Source organism: Desulfogranum mediterraneum DSM 13871 (genome assembly GCF_000429965.1).
Lineage (GTDB): Bacteria > Desulfobacterota > Desulfobulbia > Desulfobulbales > Desulfobulbaceae > Desulfogranum > Desulfogranum mediterraneum.
In genome coordinates, this window is record NZ_AUCW01000039.1 from 1 (window position 1) to 17,840 (window position 17,840).

Genomic DNA, 17,840 nt, shown 5'->3' on the forward strand with positions numbered 1-17,840 from the left:
TCATGACAGGAGAGGTGCGGACAGAAAGACAAAAAAAAACGGGTAACTGGAAAAACCAGTTACCCGATATTTTTTTTTTGGCGGGACCGACGAGACTCGAACTCGCGACCTCCGGCGTGACAGGCCGGCGTTCTAACCAAACTGAACTACGATCCCAAATCGTGGTGGGCGAAACAGGGCTCGAACCTGTGACCCTCGGCTTGTAAGGCCGATGCTCTCCCAGCTGAGCTATTCGCCCCCAGCGATGAGGTGAGTATTTAGCAGGATACGCACCTCCAGTCAAGCAAAAAAGTCAGGGCTCAAGACTTATTATTGTCCGGCCCCAAGCCCCCTCCCCTCCCAAAAAATGGCTACTGTGGCGGGGTGTTATGGGAAGAGAGTGTAAAATCGTTATAAACGGCATCCAGGGGTACCTCCTTAAAGAGACTGCCCCCGTTTTTACAGATCAGAGCCGCGGCCAAGACCTCGTCCACGGTCTCCACCAACTGGATTTCCAGACTGTCCCGCACCTGTTCCGGCACCTCTTCCAGGTCACGCTCATTCTGGGAGGGTATCAGCACCTGGCTGATGCCGCCTCGCTTGGCGGCCAGCAACTTCTCGGTGAGGCCGCCAATGGGCAGTACCCGCCCCCGGAGGGTGATCTCACCGGTCATGGCCAGGGATTTCTCCACCGGCAGCTTCAAGATGGCCGAGACGATACTGGTGGCAATGGTGATGCCTGCCGAGGGTCCGTCCTTGGGAATGGCCCCCTCAGGTACATGGACATGAATATCCACCTTCTGGTAAAAGTCCTGGGCAAGTCCCAGGCGCATGGCCCGTGAGCGTACATAGGAGAGCGCGGCCTGGGCCGACTCCTGCATCACATCACCAAGTTTGCCGGTGATGGTCAGCTTGCCGGAACCGGGCATGATGGTGGCCTCGATCGAGAGCAGCTCACCGCCCACCTCGGTCCAGGCCATGCCTGTGGTCAGGCCGATCTCACTCTGCTTCTCTGCCAGACCGTAGCGGTACTTGGGTACCCCCAGATAACGGTCCACCTCCTCGGTGGAGAGGGAGACCTGCTCTTTCGGGGTCTTGTTCTTCTGGTTTTTACGGGCGATCTTGCGACAGATCGAGGCCAGGGTCCGTTCCAGACCGCGCACCCCGGCTTCCCGGGTATAGCGACGGATCACCTCCAACACCCCCTCGTCACTGAGGCTGATCTGACCGGCGCCAAAGCCGTTGGCCTTCAACTGCTTGGGCAGGAGGAAGCCCTTGGCGATCTCCAGCTTCTCCTCTTCGGTGTAACCGCTCAGCTGGATGATCTCCATCCGATCCTGGAGCGGCAGGGGGATGCCGTGGAGGGTGTTGGCCGTGGTGATGAAAAAGACCTCTGAAAGATCGTAATCCAGATCCAGATAGTGATCATTAAAGGCATAGTTCTGCTCAGGATCCAGCACCTCCAGCAGGGCTGCGGATGGATCGCCCCGAAAGTCCATACTCATCTTATCCACCTCATCCAGGCAGAAGACCGGATTGATCACCCCCACCTTCTGCATGGCATGGATAATCTTGCCCGGCATGGCGCCGATGTAGGTGCGCCGGTGTCCCCGGATCTCCGCCTCATCGCGGACCCCGCCAAGGGAGAGACGGGAGAACTTGCGGCCCATGGCCCGGGCAATGGACTTACAGACCGAGGTCTTACCCACACCCGGAGGACCCACCAGGCAGAGGATCGTGCCCGGCAGCCGTTTCACCTGGGTCTGGACAGCCAGGTACTCCAGGATCCGTTCCTTGGGTTTTTCCAGTCCATAGTGGTCCTCGTTGAGGATGGTCTCTGCCTTGTCGATGTCGATCTTGGCCCGGGTCTTCTTCTTCCAGGGCAACTCCAGGATGGCATCGATATAGTTGCGGACCACGGTGGTCTCGGCGGACATGGGCGGCATCTGACGGAGCTTGTTCAACTCCTTGGTCACCTTCTCCTTGGCAGCCTTGGGCAGGCGCTTCTTGGCAAGGGCCTCTTCCAGCTCGAGCAGATCATCCCCACCCTCACCCTGACCCATCTCGTCCTGGATGGCGCGCACCTTTTCAGAGAGATAGTAGTTGCGCTGGGTGGCGTGCATCTTTTTCTTGACCTTGGCGTGGATATCCCGCTCCATGGCAGAGAGTTCCATCTCCCGATAGAGAATCTCCAGCACCAGGGTGATCCTCTTGGGAACCGAAATCTCCTCCAGGATCTCCTGCTTCTCTTCGGTCTTCAGCTGAATATGGGAGGCGATCAGATCGACCAGCTTGGAGGGCTCTTCGATGGCATTGACCGAGTTCAGAACCTCCCTGGGCAGCTTCTTGTTGCCCTGGGCAAAACCGTCAAAGGCCTTTTTCAGTTCCCGCAGGTAGGCATCCACCTGGGGATCATCGCTGTCCTCATCCGGGGTAAGCTCCAGGCTGGCCGTATAGAAGCTCTCCTCTTCCTCGCCAACCAGGAAGGCGCCCAGAATCCGGGCCCGCTCCTGCCCCTCCACCAGGGCCTTAATGGTCCCATCCGGGAGACGAAGCAGCTGCATCACCGAAGCCACGGTACCCATGGTGTAGAGGTGCTGCTGTTCCGGCTCATCGACGCCGGCACGCTTCTGGGTGACCAGGAAAATAGTGCTGTTATTTTCCATGGCATGTTCCAGGGCCTGGATGGACTTACTCCGGCCCACCACCAGGGGGGCGACCATGCCCGGAAAGAGCACGATATCCCGCAGGGGCATCAGGGGAAGGGTTTCAGTGGCTAATGAATCCATAGGGTTGTTCAGGCGCTCTTCTTATCAGGGTTATTGTAGAGGATAACCGGGTACTCACCCTCGGTTATGACCTGCTCATTGATGACGCACTCCGAGGCCCCCTCATCGGAAGGCAGCTCATACATCACCTCAAGCATGGCCTCTTCCATCACCGAACGCAGGCCACGGGCTCCGGACTTGCGATCCAGGGCCTTCTTGGCAATCGCCTGGAGTGCCCCCTCGGTGAAACGGAGCTGAATCCCTTCAAACTCAAAGAGTTTCATGTACTGCTTGGTCAGGGCATTCTTGGGCTCGTTGAGGATCCTGATCAGGTCTTCCTCCACCAGCTCCTCCATGGAGGCAATCACCGGCAGGCGCCCTACCATCTCAGGAATCAGGCCGAACTTGAGCAGATCCTCGGGCTGGATATTGGCCAGCACCTCACCCACCGTCTTCTTGGTCTCACTGACGACCTTGGCTCCGAAACCAATGGCCTTGGTACCGGTACGACGCTTGATCACGCTGTCCAGGCCGACAAAGGCCCCGCCCACGATAAAGAGGATGTTGGTGGTATCGATCCGGACCAGCTCCTGCTGGGGATGCTTGCGCCCGCCCTTGGGCGGAACCGAGGCAATGGTACCCTCGATGATCTTGAGCAGGGCCTGCTGCACCCCTTCACCGGAGACGTCACGGGTCAGGGAGGCAGAGTCGGACTTGCGGGCGATCTTGTCGATCTCGTCGATATAGATGATGCCCCGCTCTGCCTGTTCGATATCATAGTCTGCGGCCTGGAGCAGGCTGACCAGGATATTCTCGACATCGTCCCCCACATAGCCGGCCTCGGTCAGGGTTGTGGCATCGGCAATGGTGAAGGGCACGTTCAGGATCCGGGCCAGGGTCTGGGCCACCAGGGTCTTACCGCTTCCCGTGGGCCCGATCAGGATGATGTTGGACTTCTGCAGCTCCACATCATCCTCACCCACAGGGGCGTCGATCCGCTTGTAGTGGTTGTGCACCGCCACCGAGAGCACCCGCTTGGCGTGGCCCTGACCGATCACATAGTCATCGAGATGGGCCTTGATCTCCTTGGGCTTGAGGGTGGGCTGGTGCTCCCCATCCACCGAGGCCATCTCAGCTGCGGAGTCGAGGATGATCTCGTTGCAGAGATCGATGCACTCGTCGCAGATATACACATTGGGACCGGCCACCAGCTTACCCACCTCTTCCTGGGTCTTACCGCAAAACGAGCAGGTGCAGCTGCCCTCGTGTTCATCATGGAACTCTGTACTCACTGTTATTTCTCCTCGTCGAGTTCCTGACGACTGGTCAAGACCTTGTCGATAATGCCATACTTCCGGGCCTCTTCGGCAGCCATGAAGTTATCCCGCTCGGTATCGGCCTCCACCTTTTTCAGGTTCTTGCCGGTGTGGTGGGCCAGGATGGTATTGAGATCCTTGCGCATCCTCAGAATCTCCCGGGCATGGATTTCGATGTCCGTGGCCTGCCCCTGGAAGCCGCCCATGGGCTGATGGATCATGATCCTGGAGTTAGGCAGGGCAAAACGTTTGCCATGGGCGCCCGCAGCCAGGAGTAGGGCGCCCATGGAGGCGGCCTGGCCCATGCAGAGGGTGGCAACATCGCTCTTAATATACTGCATGGTATCATAGATCGCCATGCCGGCGGTCACCGATCCCCCAGGTGAGTTGATATAAAAGGTGATATCCTTATCCGGGTCATCGGCCTCCAGGAAGAGCAACTGGGCCACGATCACACTGGCAACATCATCGTTTACCTGGGTGCCTAAAAAAATAATCCGCTCTTTCAAGAGACGTGAATAGATATCAAAAGCCCGCTCTCCGCGCGGGCTTTGCTCAACAACCATTGGAACCAAGTTCATACCTTTTTCTCCAAAACCGCTGCACGGTTTGAATAGAGCTTCTCTTGAAGAACAACACTGTTCCTGCGGGGCAATACCTGCGGGAACAGTGTCATTGAAGACCAGCTAAACCTTCCTTACACTACCTATGCCTCAGCATTCTCCTGGGGCGCCTCTTCCTGGGCTGCTGCCTTTTCCTCCTCAACCTCGACGTAGACCGAGGCCTCACGCAGGAAATCGAGAATCTTTTCGTTGAGCAGTTCGTTCATGAAGGGCAGGATCTCTTCACGACGCTTGAAGTAGCCCTTGACCTCATCGAGGGTCATGTTGTATTGGTCGGCGATCCGCTGGTAGCCCCGCTGAATGTCCTCGTCCTGGACCTTGATCTCCTCGAGCTCGGCAATCTGCTTGAGGATAAAGTCACCCTTGACCCGCTTGACAGCGATATCCTTGTTGCTGGCAACCAGCTCTTCCAGGTCGATACCGGCGGACTCAAAGCTCAGCCCGCTGCGCTTGAGGTTCTCTTCGGTCTGCTTGAGCATCTCCTGGATCTCGTAGTTGACCAGGCGCTCGGGCACCTCAAATTCGTTGAGCTCGATCATCTTGGTCATGATCCGGTCGTCCAGATCACCCTTGAGGGTCTCTTCCTTCTTCTCCTGCAGGGTCTTGCGGATATCGGCCCTGAGGTCATCCATGGAGGCATGCTTCTCATCGATGTCCTTGGCAAACTCATCGTCCAGCTCGGCCTTGAGCCGCACCTTGACCTCCTTGACATCCACCTTGAACTCCACCTTCTTGGCAGCCAGGATCGGGTTGGGATAGTCTGCGGGGAAGTCGATCTCATAGAGGGTCTTTTCGCCCTTCTTCATACCCAGGAGTTTTTCCTCAAACTCCTCACCCAACTGATTCAGCCCCACATCGACGCTGAAGTCTTCGTTGCGCACCTGGGGCATGGCCTCGCCCTCATGGAAGCCCTGGAAGTCAACCACGGCCAGGTCGTCGATGACGATCTCGTGACCCTCTTCGGCGGTCTGGACGGCGGCGTTCTCACGCTGGAGCTTGAGAACCTCGTTCTCCACCTCTTCGTCGGACACTGCGGTAACGGGCTTTTCAATCTCCAAGCCCTTGTAGGAGTTGAGTTCGAACTCGGGCTTGACATCCACCATGGCCACGTAGACAAAGGTACCGTCTTCGCCAAAGGAGTGCTCGGTGATCTCCGGGTGGACCACAGGATCGATCTTCTCCTGCTCAACGGCATCAAAGTAGGTCTCCTGCACCAGCTGCTCACCAACCTCGGCCTGAACCTGCTCCTTGAAATTCTTTTCCAGCACAGTCCGTGGAACTTTACCACGACGGAATCCCTTCAAGGAAACGTCCTTGTTCAGCTTGTTGTAGGACTTGTCGAGATTCTTCCCAACCAACGACTTGGGCAGGGTGATGGTCAGCTTCTTGGTCAGATCAGAAACACTTTCAACTACGATTTCCATGGACTGCGGTTCCTCTGTTGTGCTGCGATGGTCATTATCACAGGGTTATTATGATAGCCGCATCTAATGCGGTACCTTGAGCAGTTAGAGATCTTGTCCGACACCAAGGCATGCGAAAAAAATTAACACAGGTATTCAATTGATATTACGAGGATAATTTCTTTGAGCATAACGCCGGGATTGGGCAAAAGAGCAACTGTCCAAGGTAGCCTAATGTTGCGCGCTTAATGTATAGGTGGTGCGAAAGGGGGGAGTCGAACCCCCACAAGCGTTGCTCGCTGGATCCTAAATCCAGTGCGTCTACCAGTTCCGCCACTCTCGCATTAAACCCGTACTAATAACCAAGATAGGCCTATACGTCAAGTAGTGCCTGGTGCAAAAAAAACGAATCCACTGCAACTTTAACAGGTTAGCTCCGTGGCACCCCTCATTTTCTCCCCAAAAAACAAAAAAATCCCAGGCCGCCCGCCTCTCTTTACCTGAAAAGAGGGCCTCTCCTCAGGGCGGCGAGCTGAGGCCCCCTGGCTGCCAGGAGGGAGCTGAAACAGCCCTAGGCCACCGAGGCGGTGAGCTCCAGCTCCTCCTGATGGATCAGGTAGGCGCCGAAGCCGGTGCAGCAGAGGACCGCACCACCGCTGACATAGAAGGCCCACTCCATGCCCCAGGTATCCATGCTGAAGCCGGCCAGCAGGGCCCCGGAAAAGACCCCTGCGCTCATGGCCAGATTATAGACGCCCATCATGGTGCCATGGCCGTAATGGGCCCTGCCCTCTTCGCTGGCATAGGCGCCCAGTACCGGCCAGATCACGGCCTCTCCCAGGCCCAGCAGCATGTAGAGCAGCACCATCTGGCCAAAGGTACGGCCATGGGGGATGGCGATGATCACCGCCCCCATGCAGCAGGTGCCGATCACCAGCAGGAGGACCTTGTTGCAGCGGTCGGCAAGTTTGCCAAAGGGAATCTGGAGCAGGGCATTGACCAGGGTCCGGCAGGCGATGACCAGCCCGATCTTGAGGGCACTGGCCTGCTGGCCCTGACTCATCAACAGGGGCAGAAAGGCCATGGTGGGCACCATCATGATCATGGTGGCACAGCGGGCTATGAGCATACCCATGGTCTTTTTCCGGCGGACCATCTTGGCCATGGTGACCAGCAGCCCCTGCTGCCCCCTGGGCTCCACCTCGATCCGGCCGGGCATGTTAATCATCACCAGGATCAGGGCGGAAAAACTCAAGACAGCCATCAGGTAGAAGACCGCAGGCATGCCCAGGCTGTCGGAGATGGTGCCGCCGATGATCGGGCCGCAGCCGATGCCGCAGAAGATGGCGATATTGAGGTAACTCATATAGCGCCCCTCCTCTCCCTTCGGGGCCAGATAGCTCATGTAGGCCATGCCGATGGGAACGATCATGGCCGAGCCGACCCCCTGGAAGCTGCGGATAAAGATCAGCTGGAGCACGCTGGTGGCCTGGGGGATCAGCAGCCCCACCAGGGCAAAAATCACCAGACCGCTCATTAAAAACCCCTTGCGGCCCCAACGGTCAGACCAGTTGCCGACCAGGGGCTGGAGCAGGCCCCTGCTCACCGAGAAGACCGCCACGATCAGGCCCAGGGCAAAGCCGGTGGCGCCGAGTTCGGTGGCAAAGATCGGCATCACCGGGATCATGATCCCCACCCCGAGCAGGGCGATGAACACTGCAAAAAAAACGGTTATAAATATCTGCTTACGCATTCCCCTCCCCGGGTCCGCTTCAATGGCAGCCGGTCTGCTGCTCAGAGGCGCTCACCGGTCAGCCTGGTATAGAGTCCCCAGTACCAGCGGTGAAGCAGCTGCCAGTACTGGCCCCAGAGGCCGATCAGGCGCTGCTGGAGGTAATAGAGGGTGGGCACCACCACCAGGGTCAGGAAGGTGGCCACCACCAGGCCGAAGATCACCACCACGGCCATGGAGCGCCACCACTGGCTGGACTCACTGGCCCAGGAGATCGCCAGCAGATGGAAATCAAAGGAGACCCCGGTCACCATGGGGATCAGCCCCAGGATGGTGGTTACGGCGGTGAGCAGCACCGGTCTGAGCCTGGTGGCGCCGGCTGCAATCACCGCCTCTTTCAACTCAAAGCCGCGTTCCAGCAGCTTGTTGGTGTAATCGATGAGGACAATGGCATTGTTCACCACCACCCCGGCCAGGGAGATCACCCCTACCCCGGTCATGATGATCCCAAAGGGCTGCTTAAAGAGCATCAAGCCAAGAAAGGCCCCGCCCAGCGAGAGGATCACCGAACTCATGATCAGAAAGGGCTGGCCCACGGAGTTGAACATGGCCACCAGGATCAGAAAGATCATCAGCAGGGCAATGGCAAAGGCCTTGGAGAGAAAGGCCTCTGACTCCTGCTGGAACTCGAACTCACCGGTAAACTTCACCGAATAGCCCGAAGGCAGGTTCAACGAGTCCAGCAGCTGCTCTGCCTCCTCCCGGGCAACCGGGCCGGTGGTCTTGGTCTCGTCCACGTTGGCCTTGACCGTCACCACCCGCTCGTTGTTGATCCGGGTGATGTCGCCCATGGAGCCGGCAAACTTGAAGCTCGCCAGGGTGGAGAGCGGCACCAGGGTGCCGTTGGGGGCAGGGATGATCAGCTCGTTGAGCACATTGACCACCTTGCGGTCCCCCTCGGCCAGCTGGACCGTGATATCATAGTCGTCGCTGCCCTCCCTGTACGAGGAGACATCCAGACCATTATAGGCGGTTTTGAGGGCAAAACCAATGGAATCGGTGGACAGGCCGAACAGCGCCGCCTTCTGGCGATCCACCAGGACCTTGACCGATGGGGTGCCTTCGGAGTAATCGTCGCGGATATCCTTGACATTGGGCAGTTCTGCCAGCACTGCCCGGATCTTCCTGGCAATGGCTCCCAGGACCTGGAAATTATCACCGGCGATCTCGATGTTGATGGGCGAGCCGGTGGGCGGCCCCTCCTCCTCCATGGCCACGGTGATCTTGCCGCCGGCAATGTGTTCCAGGCGACTGCGGATATCGGCCACCGTCTCATGGGTGGAGCGGTGGCGATCGGCCAGGTCGATGAAGCGAACCCCGATATGGTTGGGTGCATTGGCAGAAAAGGAGGAACCAGGCGCTGCGGTGACCACCCCCTTCATATAGATATTCTTGATATTGGCCAGGTCGCTGGGAGCGGTGTAGGCCGCCCCGCTGGCATTGGTATAGGCTTTGGGCTCCATGACCCGGAGATAGTCGTCGTGGCTGAACCCATCGGCCTGGATCAACTCTTCGTCGGCGCCGGCAACGGCCATCTCGGCCCGCTTCATCACCCGGTCGATATACTCCAGATCAGCCCCTTCGGGCACATCCACGTTGACGTAGATCCCCTTGGGCTCAATCTCCGGAAAAAACTCCACCGGTTTCTCGATACCGATCACCAGCAGCCAGCCCTGGACCATCAGCACCAGCAGGCAGAGGGAGAAGCCGATGATCACCAGGGGCCGCCGGAGGGCAAAGCGCAGTAGCCGGGCATAGGTCCGCAGGGTGCGGGTGTCCAGGGCCACGGGCTGCTCCAGGGGCGCCTCACCGCCGGTCTGCACCGGTACAGGCCCCCCCTTGAGCTTGATAAAGAGCGAGGCCAGGGCCGGATTGATCACCAGGGCCACAAAGAGGCTGGAGCTCAGGGTAACGATCAGGGTCAGGGGAAGATAGCTCATGAACTCGCCCATCACCCCGGGCCACCAGAGCATGGGCGAGAAGGCGGCAATGGTGGTCAGGGTGGAGCCGATCACCGGATAGGCCACCTCGCTGGTCGCCTTCATGGCGGCCTCCACCCGGCCGGCGCCCTGCTCCATGAAACGATAGATATTCTCGACAATGACGATGGCATTATCCACCAGCATCCCCAGGGCCAGGGTCAGGCTGAAGAGGACCACCATGTTCAGGGTGATCCCCATGATATAGAGGACCATGAAGGTGAGCAGCATGGAAAATGGAATGGCCAGGCTGACCAGGATGGCGTTGCGGATGCCCATGGCAAAGAAGATCACCACCACCACCAGCACCAGGCCGGAGAGGATGTTGTTCTCCAGATCGGCCACCATGGCCTCGATATCCTTGGCCTTGTCCATGACCTTGGTGATCTGGGTCCCCAGGGGCCAGCTCTGGCTGCGCTGCCTGATCAGCTCGTCCACATCCCGGCTGATATCGATGATATTCTCACCCGAACGCTTCTTGACCGCGATATTGACCGCACTGACCCCGTCCAGGCGAGCCCTGCTGGTCTCCTCCTTGAAGCTGTCCACCACCCTGGCCACATCCTTGAGGTAGACCGGCTCGCCGTCGTGCATCCCCACCACCAGCCAGTAGATCTCCTCCGGGCTGGCAAACTCTCCCGGGACCCGGAGGAGGAAGCGACCGGCGCCCAGGCGGATGGCGCCGCCCGAGGTGTTCTTGTTCTCTCCCTGGACCACGGCCTGGAGCGCCCCGAAGGTGAGGCCGTAGTAGCCGAGTTTTTCCGGAAAGACCTCCACCCGGATCTCCCGCTCCAGGCCGCCGGTGACATCCACCTCCAGCACCCCGGAGACCGCCTCGATGTCGTCTTCCAGATCATCGGCGATCTTCTTCAGACAGGGGAGCCCGCAGGTACCGGAGAGGGAGAAGACCACGATGGGCATCTCCGAGAAGTTGACCTCAAAGACCGAGGGATCATCCTCCAGATCGGTGGGCAGATCGCCCAGGGCCTCATCCACCTTGTCCTTGACATCCTGGAGGGCCTTATCGATGTCGGTGCCGGTGATGAACTCCACATTGATGTTGGAGGAGCCCTCGGCACTGACCGACTGGAGCTTCTTCAGCCCGTCCAGCCCCTTGAGCTTCTTCTCGATCTCGATGGTGACCGCGGTCTCGATGTCTGTGGAGGAGACCCCCCGATAGCTGGTGGAGACAAAGACATTGGGGATGGTGATATCGGGATCACTCTCCCGGGGCAGCACCTTGTAGCAGTAGCTGCCGAAGACCAGGACCAGGATTGCCAGCACCACCACGGTGATGCTCTTTTTTACTGCCGTATCAGAGACAATCATAACAGTTGTTCCTTAACGTCGGTGACCACCTTGACGATCTTAACCTGCTGCCCCTCTTCCACCTCGCGATGTCCCTCGATCACCAGCCGGTCACCGGCCTTGAGTCCCTCCCTGACCTGGATCTGCCAGCCGCTGATGATTCCCAGGACCACCGGCTGTCTCCGGACCTGATCGCCCTCGACCAGATAGACAAACTGCTGATCACCGTGGCTGATGATGGAGTAGAGCGGCACCATCAGGGCATCGGGGATCTCGCGCTTGACGATACGGGCCCGGAGAAACATCCCGGGCAGGATCTGGTGGTCCCTATTATCCAGGGCAAGCTCAAAACGGTAGAGGTAGGCGGTGGTCTCGGGTGAGGGCGAGAGAAAGTAGGCCTGCCCCACCAGCTCCCGATCCTCCAGGGCCTGGATCGTCAGCCCGACCTCCCTGACCCGACTCACTGCCGCCACATCCGACTCCGGGATACCGACCACAGCCTTGACCCGGTCGATCTGGAGGAGCTGGGCCAGGGGATCACCCACGCTGAGGTAGGCCCCGACCTTGGCATCGATCCGGCGGACCACACTGGCCATGGGTGCGGTGATGGTACAACGGGAGAGCTGGAGCCTGGCGCGCTCCAGCTCGGTCTTGGCCTTGAGGTACTTCATCTCGCTGGTTTCCAGGTTGGCCGAGGGAATGACCTTCTTCTTCAGCATGGCCTGGTTGCGTTCAAACTCAGACTTGGCCAGGGTATAGCTGGCCCGGGCGGCATCCAGGGCGATACGGTAGTCGGCCATCTCGATCCGGGCCAGCACCTCCCCCTCTGCCACGGCCTGCCCCTCCTCCACCAGGACCTCGGTGATACTGCCGCTGACCTTGGCCAGGAGATCGAGCTTGGTCCAGGCCTCGATGCTGCCGGGCAGGTTGATGGCATCCTCGATGGCCTGGGGCTCGACCTTCAGCACCACCGCATTGACCAGCTTCTTCTGCTCCAGATGGGCCTCTTTCTTGGCCGCCTCGAGCTGGGCCTTCTTTGAGCCGATGGCTCCAAAGAGGAGGTAGATCACGACCACAAAGAGAATCAGGGCCAGCCTGGGCATATTCTTCCACAGGAAGTAGAGCAGCTTTGAGCTGGGGGGCGATGCGGTCTGGCCGCTGGGGCGGTTGTCGGTTGTCATGGCTCGTTCTCCATTCATCAGCGGGGTCCCAGCCCCGTTAAGGCCTGCTCAAACAGGCTGCGTAATCCTTGGACGACATCGTCTTCGCTGCGAAGCCGATCGGTGTACCAGGCAGACATCACCACCAGAAAGAGGCCGTAAAAGTGGCCGATCACCAGGGTAAACTCCAGGTCCGGCCGCAGCTCGCCCCGCTGCTGGCCCTGCTGAAGGATGGGGGTGAGCATCCTGAAGTAGCGTTCTTCCATCCGGCGGGACTGGTCCAACCGGAGATCGGAAGGGAAGAAGGACTCCCTGAGCATGATCCGGCCAAAATCCCGGTGCTGACGGGAAAAGCGAAAGGTACCGACAAAGACGGTGAGGATGCGCTCCAGAAAGTCGGCCTCCTCACTGCTGTGTCTGGCCACCTCGGCGTTGATGAAATCCAGCTCTTCCTCGCAAAAGGCGAGCAGGATCTCACGCTTGGTCTTGAAGTAGGTGTAGACCGTACCCTTGCCGATGCCTGCCGCCCGTGCCAGCTGGTTGATGCTGGTCTTTTCATAGCCGTTTTCAGCAAACAGGCGAACACTGGCATCCATGATGGCCCTCCGGGTCTGCTGTTTCTTCTCTTCGCGAATACCTGCCATCTTTTACTGGTAAGAATTGACCTGATCGGTCATTAGTCATTAGCCATGATATTCCGCCTTTGGAGGACAGATTTTCCCCATGGCTCTCTTTGGAAACATACCTGTCTCCAGGATATTAAAAAGTGGAACAAAGTCATCCCGATTCCCACTCAGATCGATGGTGGCTGCGCAGTGCGGGTAACCGGGAAACGATTTAGGGACACCCAGGCTGGAGCCGAGGCGATCTACACCCTGATTTTAGCGCTTATTCACCGCTGTATTAGCATAGTCTCCATAAAGCGCAACCAAAAAAGTCGACCGCGGTCAACTTTACTGCAACCCCAGGGTCTTGCCGGATTTTCCCATCAGGAAGCAGTTGACCTTTTTAAGAAAACTCCCTATCAGTGAAAGAAATGTCTTCATTCATCCAGACGATCTTCAGGGTATTTTGAAAGATCAGATTTTTCGTTCACAATCAGGTAAGCGCAGACTCCGAGGCATGGTATAATTTTTACCACAGGCAGGTACGGGATACTCTGAGGATAATTTTTTCACTATAAAGCAGAGACCGGGAGAGAAGGCCATTTTTCAGGCGAGCCTTTTGGTCCGGTCGAACACAGAGCAGGATCTCCATGGATATCAAAGGATTGCGTAAAGATTACCAGAGTCCGGTCATCTACAAAGATATGCTGGACCATGACCCCTTCAAGCAGTTTGCCGTCTGGTTCAAGGAGGCCTGTGAGCGCAAGATCACCGAGCCCAATGCCATGAGCCTGGCAACGGCCACCCCGGACGGACAGCCCAGTCAACGGACGGTGCTGTTGAAGATCTTTGACGGCGAAGGTTTTGTCTTCTTCACCAACTACGCCAGCGCCAAGGCCCGCCAGATCCAGGCCAACCCCCAGGTCTCGCTGCTCTTCCCCTGGATCGAGATGGAACGCCAGGTCTCGATCACCGGCACTGCGGCCAAGATCTCCACCATGGAGTCGGCCAAGTACTTTGCCAGTCGCCCCCGGGAGAGCCAGCTGGGCGCCTGGATCTCCAACCAGAGCTCGCTGCTCTCCTCCCGCAACCTCCTGATGGTGGAACTGGAAAAGGTCAAGAGCAAGTTTCTGGACGGCAAGATCCCCCTGCCCGACTTCTGGGGAGGCTACCGGGTGATCCCCGAGACCATGGAGTTCTGGCAGGGGCGGTCCAGCCGGCTCCACGACCGCTTTCTCTACACCAGGAAAGAGGAGAGCTGGACCATTGAACGGCTTGCCCCCTGAGGGACCAAGGCAGGAACATCCGGACAAGATGGAGGAAACAGATGGAGACACATCTCAGCGGCAAGGTCGCCCTGGTCACCGGGGCCTCACGGGGTATTGGCAGGGAGATCGCCTCCAAGCTCGGCCAACTGGGGGCCACGGTGGTGGTCAACTACCTCCGCAGCAGGGCCCAGGCCGAGGAGGTCTGTCAGGGGATCGAGGCGAGCGGGGGACAGGCCATGGCCATCCAGGCCGATATCACCCAGGTGGCGGAACTGGAGCAGCTCTTCAGCCTGACTCTGGCCGAGTTCGGCCAGCTGGATATCCTGGTCAACAATGCCGGTATGCTGATCAGCAAAGAGATCGAAGAGGTGACCGAAGAGGAGTATGACGCCCTCTTTGCCTTAAACGTCAAGAGCGTCTTCTTTGCCTGCAAGCTGGCTGCCCAGCATCTGGCCCCGGGCGGACGGCTGATCAACATCTCCACCACCGTCACCCGGGTGATGCTGCCGGGCTACGGCCTCTATGCGGCCAGCAAGGGGGCGGTGGATCAGATCACCCGGGTGCTCTCCCGGGAACTGGGCGCCAAGAACATCACGGTCAACGCGATCTCCCCGGGCCCCACGGACACCGAGCTCTTCCGGGAGGGCAAGAGTTCGGAACAGATCGCCCGGATGGCGGCCATGTCGGCCTTCAACCGGATCGGCACCCCCAGCGACATCGCCGGGGTGGTGGCCCTGCTGACCTGCGAGGAGGCCGGCTGGATCACCGGCCAGAATATCTTTGTCAACGGCGGCCTGGCCGGCTAGGCCCGCTCGGCAGTGACGCTGGCCCCTCGCTGCTCCCTGCACACAGCTGGAACTCCGCGCCCCAACCCGACCAGGACCAAGGCGATAGTGCCCGGGTTTCAGCCCACCAGGGGCACCTCCCTGCCCGGATGAACGCTGACGCTGTGACGGAGCCTGGAGACGCAGTAGAGGCAGCAGACCAGGATCACCAGCATGCTCCCCAGAAACATCTCCCAGCCAAAGTGGGCGTAGATCACCCCCGGGGCAAAGGAACCGATGGTGCCGCCCATGTAGTAGAAGGCGATGTAGAGGCCGTTGGCGATCCCCTTCTTGCCGTGGGAGAGGGTGTTGACATAGCCGGAGAGGATGGAGTGGGCGGTGAACATGCCGGTGCAGAAGACGAACATGGCGATGAACATGGCCTGATAGCTGCTCACCATGAAGCCGAGGGTGCCCAGTGCATAGAGCAGCAGCCCTGCGGTCACCGCCCTGGTCTCGCTGCGGAAGAAGGTGATGATCGCCCGGACATTCACCGAGACCACCACCCCCATGACATAACCGGTATACATCACCCCGATACCGCTCTCCCGGAATGCCGGGTTAATGGCCTTCAGGGCAAAGGGCAGGAAGTTGAGGGTACCGGCAAAGACGAAGAAGACCCCAAAGATGGTGCAGTAGAGCCAGAGGTAACGCGGCTGTTTGACCAACCTGAGGACCTCGCTGAACTTGGGCTTGGAGTACTGGAGGTTGGCGTCCCGCTCCAGGGTACGCAGCAGGTAGAAGCCCAGCAGGAGCAGGACGCCGAGGACAAAGAAGAAGAAGCGCCAGCCAAAGAGGTCGGTGAAGACCCCGGAGAGAAAACGGCCGAGAAAACCGCCGATGATGGTCACCGCGATGTAGCGGGCAATGGTGGACTGGACCTGCTCAGGCGGTGAGGTAAAGGAGATATAACTCATCAGCGAGGTGATGATGGCCGGGATCACCAGCCCCTGCAGCCCGCGGATGGTGAGGAGCAGCAGGTAACTGTCGGCCATACAGAAGACCAGCTCCAGCAGGCCGAGGATCAGGATGGCGGAACGGAGCAGCAGCCTGGCCGAAAAGGACTCCAGCAGCACCCCGTAGAACAGGGGGGCAATGCCCAGGGGCAGCATCATCAGGGTGGTAAAGAGGATGGCCTGGAGCGAGGAGAGCGCAAACTCCTGCTGGAAAACAGGCTGGATGGGCTGGGCCGCGTAGAGCGAACAGAAGGTGATCACCGTACAGAAATAGATCTTCATCAACGGACTCTGGGACCGAATTGCAGCAAACACTGGTTACCTCCACCCGGGAAGCCCTCGCTCCCCTGAGCGGCTGCCCCCCTATATCTTGACGCCATCACTCGCCCCGTGGTCCGGGGCTTTCCTCAACCGGGCCGCACCTGGCCGGGTATATTACAACCTGCCGCCAGGAACCGGCCATCATCGACCCGCCGGTGCAGACCGGAGCCGATCGGCTCCCCTGCAGCAGGAGAGCAGCAAAGCAGCAGCAAGGGCCTTAATCCGGGGCAGGATGCAGCGGGATCCCCTGGGAGGCGGGGCGAACGATCCGGTCCAGGGAAATCACCCTGGGCAGCACCAGCAGGAGCAACTGACTCAGGAGCACGGCGGTCACCACCCGAATCCCCACGATCAGCCAGAGGTTGGCGCCAAAGATTACAAACAGCAACACATCTTCAATAATCGAGTGGCAGATCATCAGGAAGGTACTGATATAGAAGATATCCCGCTGGGAGAGGCTGCCCTGTCGGGCCTCCCGAATCAGGATGGTTGCCCCGTAGGTGATCCCCAGAAGCTGACCCACGATGATGGAAAAGGAGGTATTGACCTTCTCCAGATGCTCCTTGATCAGCGGCGAGGCCTTGAGCAGGTCCATGGCCACAATGATGGCGCTGATCAGGCCGATGATCTTGACCGAGAGCACCAGGGCATTGAGGGTGGAGCCCCAGAGCATCGGCCAGAAGGCTTCGGCAAGCTGGGCAGCGACCTCGGTCCGGGCAACCACCTCGGGGAAGAGGCTGTCCGGGAGGAACAGCAGGGGCAGGATCGCGACAAAGCCTGCCAGCAGGCGGAGGATGACCGAGTAGCCATAGGAAACGCCCAACTTTGCCATGATGGCGCTCTCCACCACCAGGGCGTGACAGATCCCGAGAAAGACTCCGAGGATGGTCCACTGCAAGGCGGTGAGCCCAAGCGGGGCGGCAAAGGCGATGGCGGCATAGATGTTCAAAAGCACCCCGCCGGCCAGGGCGATGGCGGCCTCGGGCGGCAGATGGAGCAGCCCGGTGATCGGGGTGAAGAGAAAACTGATATGGCGGAGCAGATCAAAATAGAGCAGCACATCCGCGATAATATAGAGGGGGATCACCAGCTTGAGGATTAACCAGCCGCTGGCCACCGAGGAACGGAGACTTTCAATAAGGAGTGACTTCATCACAACTCTACACAAAAAAATCAACTGATTCGATGAGAACAACTCGTCCAAGCTGCCGGCAATGCCAAAACAGGGGCCCCTCTCATCCGGGCGACAAGTTATCAAGTTTACGTTCGTGCCGGAAGGAACTGCTCTATTCATATCTTTGGCGGAAAAGTTCCCTGCCACAAAACTCCAGGGAAGAGAAATCATGCTCGGACCTTACCGTCATGCCCGCGCCCCTCCCCTCATACCAGCCTTCGCGGGCATCCGGGAAAAACGGACTTCCCCCTTTACGACTGCCCGCCTGCTTAAAGGGCCGGGTCACAGAAACACGAAATAACGGCCACTAAAAATCCGGGCACCCGGCTCGCAACCTGGATTCCCGCCTGCGCGGGAATGACGA

12 protein-coding genes and 3 tRNA genes are annotated in these 17,840 nt (G+C 58.9%); 2 read left to right on the forward strand and 13 right to left on the reverse strand.

All coding sequences use genetic code 11. The annotated features are described in order from the left end of the window. Nucleotides 1-78 precede the first annotated feature (78 nt). The 11 genes from G494_RS0113900 to G494_RS0113950 form a co-directional block, all read right to left on the reverse strand. A tRNA-Asp gene (locus tag G494_RS0113900) sits at nucleotides 79-156 on the reverse strand. 6 nt (nucleotides 157-162) lie between these two features. Further along, a tRNA-Val gene (locus G494_RS0113905) sits at nucleotides 163-238 on the reverse strand. 112 nt (nucleotides 239-350) lie between these two features. Next, a complete protein-coding gene (lon, locus tag G494_RS0113910) occupies nucleotides 351-2,768 on the reverse strand; it encodes an endopeptidase La (RefSeq protein ID WP_028585033.1) in 2,418 nt (805 codons plus the stop codon). An 8-nt stretch (nucleotides 2,769-2,776) separates the two neighbouring features. After that, nucleotides 2,777-4,039: an ATP-dependent Clp protease ATP-binding subunit ClpX gene (gene clpX / locus G494_RS0113915; RefSeq protein ID WP_028585034.1), complete on the reverse strand. Its 1,263-nt coding sequence runs from the start codon at nucleotides 4,037-4,039 to the stop codon at nucleotides 2,777-2,779. Between the two features lie 2 nt (nucleotides 4,040-4,041). Further along, nucleotides 4,042-4,644 carry an ATP-dependent Clp endopeptidase proteolytic subunit ClpP gene (gene clpP / locus G494_RS0113920; protein WP_028585035.1) on the reverse strand — a complete coding sequence of 201 codons (603 nt, stop codon included), beginning with the start codon at nucleotides 4,642-4,644 and terminating at the stop codon, nucleotides 4,042-4,044. 125 nt (nucleotides 4,645-4,769) lie between these two features. Then, entirely contained in the window at nucleotides 4,770-6,110 is a 1,341-nt protein-coding gene (gene tig / locus G494_RS0113925) for a trigger factor (protein WP_028585036.1), read from the reverse strand. A gap of 236 nt (nucleotides 6,111-6,346) precedes the next feature. Further along, nucleotides 6,347-6,432: transfer RNA gene (locus G494_RS0113930), tRNA-Leu, on the reverse strand. A 228-nt stretch (nucleotides 6,433-6,660) separates the two neighbouring features. After that, complete coding sequence (locus G494_RS0113935) at nucleotides 6,661-7,842, reverse strand: MFS transporter (RefSeq protein ID WP_028585037.1); 1,182 nt, start codon at nucleotides 7,840-7,842, stop codon at nucleotides 6,661-6,663. Between the two features lie 41 nt (nucleotides 7,843-7,883). Beyond that, on the reverse strand, nucleotides 7,884-11,189 hold the full coding sequence (locus G494_RS0113940) for an efflux RND transporter permease subunit (RefSeq protein WP_028585038.1): 3,306 nt from the start codon (nucleotides 11,187-11,189) through the stop codon (nucleotides 7,884-7,886). Continuing rightward, nucleotides 11,186-12,349, reverse strand: a complete 1,164-nt coding sequence (locus tag G494_RS0113945; protein ID WP_028585039.1) for an efflux RND transporter periplasmic adaptor subunit — start codon at nucleotides 12,347-12,349, stop codon at nucleotides 11,186-11,188. Before G494_RS0113945 ends, G494_RS0113940 begins: the two co-directional genes overlap by 4 nt. Before the next feature lie 17 nt (nucleotides 12,350-12,366). Beyond that, nucleotides 12,367-12,972 (reverse strand): TetR/AcrR family transcriptional regulator, encoded by a 606-nt coding sequence (locus G494_RS0113950; protein ID WP_028585040.1) that lies wholly within the window; start codon nucleotides 12,970-12,972, stop codon nucleotides 12,367-12,369. Between the two features lie 611 nt (nucleotides 12,973-13,583). Between G494_RS0113950 and pdxH the strand changes: the two genes are divergently transcribed. Then, nucleotides 13,584-14,219 carry a pyridoxamine 5'-phosphate oxidase gene (pdxH, locus tag G494_RS0113955; RefSeq protein ID WP_028585041.1) on the forward strand — a complete coding sequence of 212 codons (636 nt, stop codon included), beginning with the start codon at nucleotides 13,584-13,586 and terminating at the stop codon, nucleotides 14,217-14,219. Nucleotides 14,220-14,260: 41 nt separating this feature from the next. Then, complete coding sequence (locus tag G494_RS0113960; RefSeq protein ID WP_028585042.1) at nucleotides 14,261-15,007, forward strand: glucose 1-dehydrogenase; 747 nt, start codon at nucleotides 14,261-14,263, stop codon at nucleotides 15,005-15,007. Between the two features lie 98 nt (nucleotides 15,008-15,105). On the opposite strand, the gene G494_RS23570 is transcribed toward G494_RS0113960, so the two are convergent. Then, nucleotides 15,106-16,263, reverse strand: a complete 1,158-nt coding sequence (locus G494_RS23570) for an MFS transporter (RefSeq protein WP_051305703.1) — start codon at nucleotides 16,261-16,263, stop codon at nucleotides 15,106-15,108. A gap of 256 nt (nucleotides 16,264-16,519) precedes the next feature. Then, on the reverse strand, nucleotides 16,520-17,455 hold the full coding sequence (locus G494_RS23575) for a hypothetical protein (protein WP_051305704.1): 936 nt from the start codon (nucleotides 17,453-17,455) through the stop codon (nucleotides 16,520-16,522). Nucleotides 17,456-17,840: the final 385 nt, after the last annotated feature.

Excerpts from the sequence above, each read along its gene's own strand:
- lon (WP_028585033.1), bottom strand. The coding sequence starts at position 2,768 with ATGGATTCATTAGCCACTGAAACCCTTCCCCTGATGCCCCTGCGGGAT.
- clpP (WP_028585035.1), bottom strand. The coding sequence starts at position 4,644 with ATGAACTTGGTTCCAATGGTTGTTGAGCAAAGCCCGCGCGGAGAGCGG.
- tig (WP_028585036.1), bottom strand. The coding sequence starts at position 6,110 with ATGGAAATCGTAGTTGAAAGTGTTTCTGATCTGACCAAGAAGCTGACC.
- G494_RS0113935 (WP_028585037.1), bottom strand. The coding sequence starts at position 7,842 with ATGCGTAAGCAGATATTTATAACCGTTTTTTTTGCAGTGTTCATCGCC.
- G494_RS0113940 (WP_028585038.1), bottom strand. The coding sequence starts at position 11,189 with ATGATTGTCTCTGATACGGCAGTAAAAAAGAGCATCACCGTGGTGGTG.
- G494_RS0113945 (WP_028585039.1), bottom strand. The coding sequence starts at position 12,349 with ATGACAACCGACAACCGCCCCAGCGGCCAGACCGCATCGCCCCCCAGC.
- G494_RS0113950 (WP_028585040.1), bottom strand. The coding sequence starts at position 12,972 with ATGGCAGGTATTCGCGAAGAGAAGAAACAGCAGACCCGGAGGGCCATC.
- pdxH (WP_028585041.1), top strand. The coding sequence starts at position 13,584 with ATGGATATCAAAGGATTGCGTAAAGATTACCAGAGTCCGGTCATCTAC.
- G494_RS0113960 (WP_028585042.1), top strand. The coding sequence starts at position 14,261 with ATGGAGACACATCTCAGCGGCAAGGTCGCCCTGGTCACCGGGGCCTCA.
- G494_RS23570 (WP_051305703.1), bottom strand. The coding sequence starts at position 16,263 with ATGAAGATCTATTTCTGTACGGTGATCACCTTCTGTTCGCTCTACGCG.
- G494_RS23575 (WP_051305704.1), bottom strand. The coding sequence starts at position 17,455 with ATGAAGTCACTCCTTATTGAAAGTCTCCGTTCCTCGGTGGCCAGCGGC.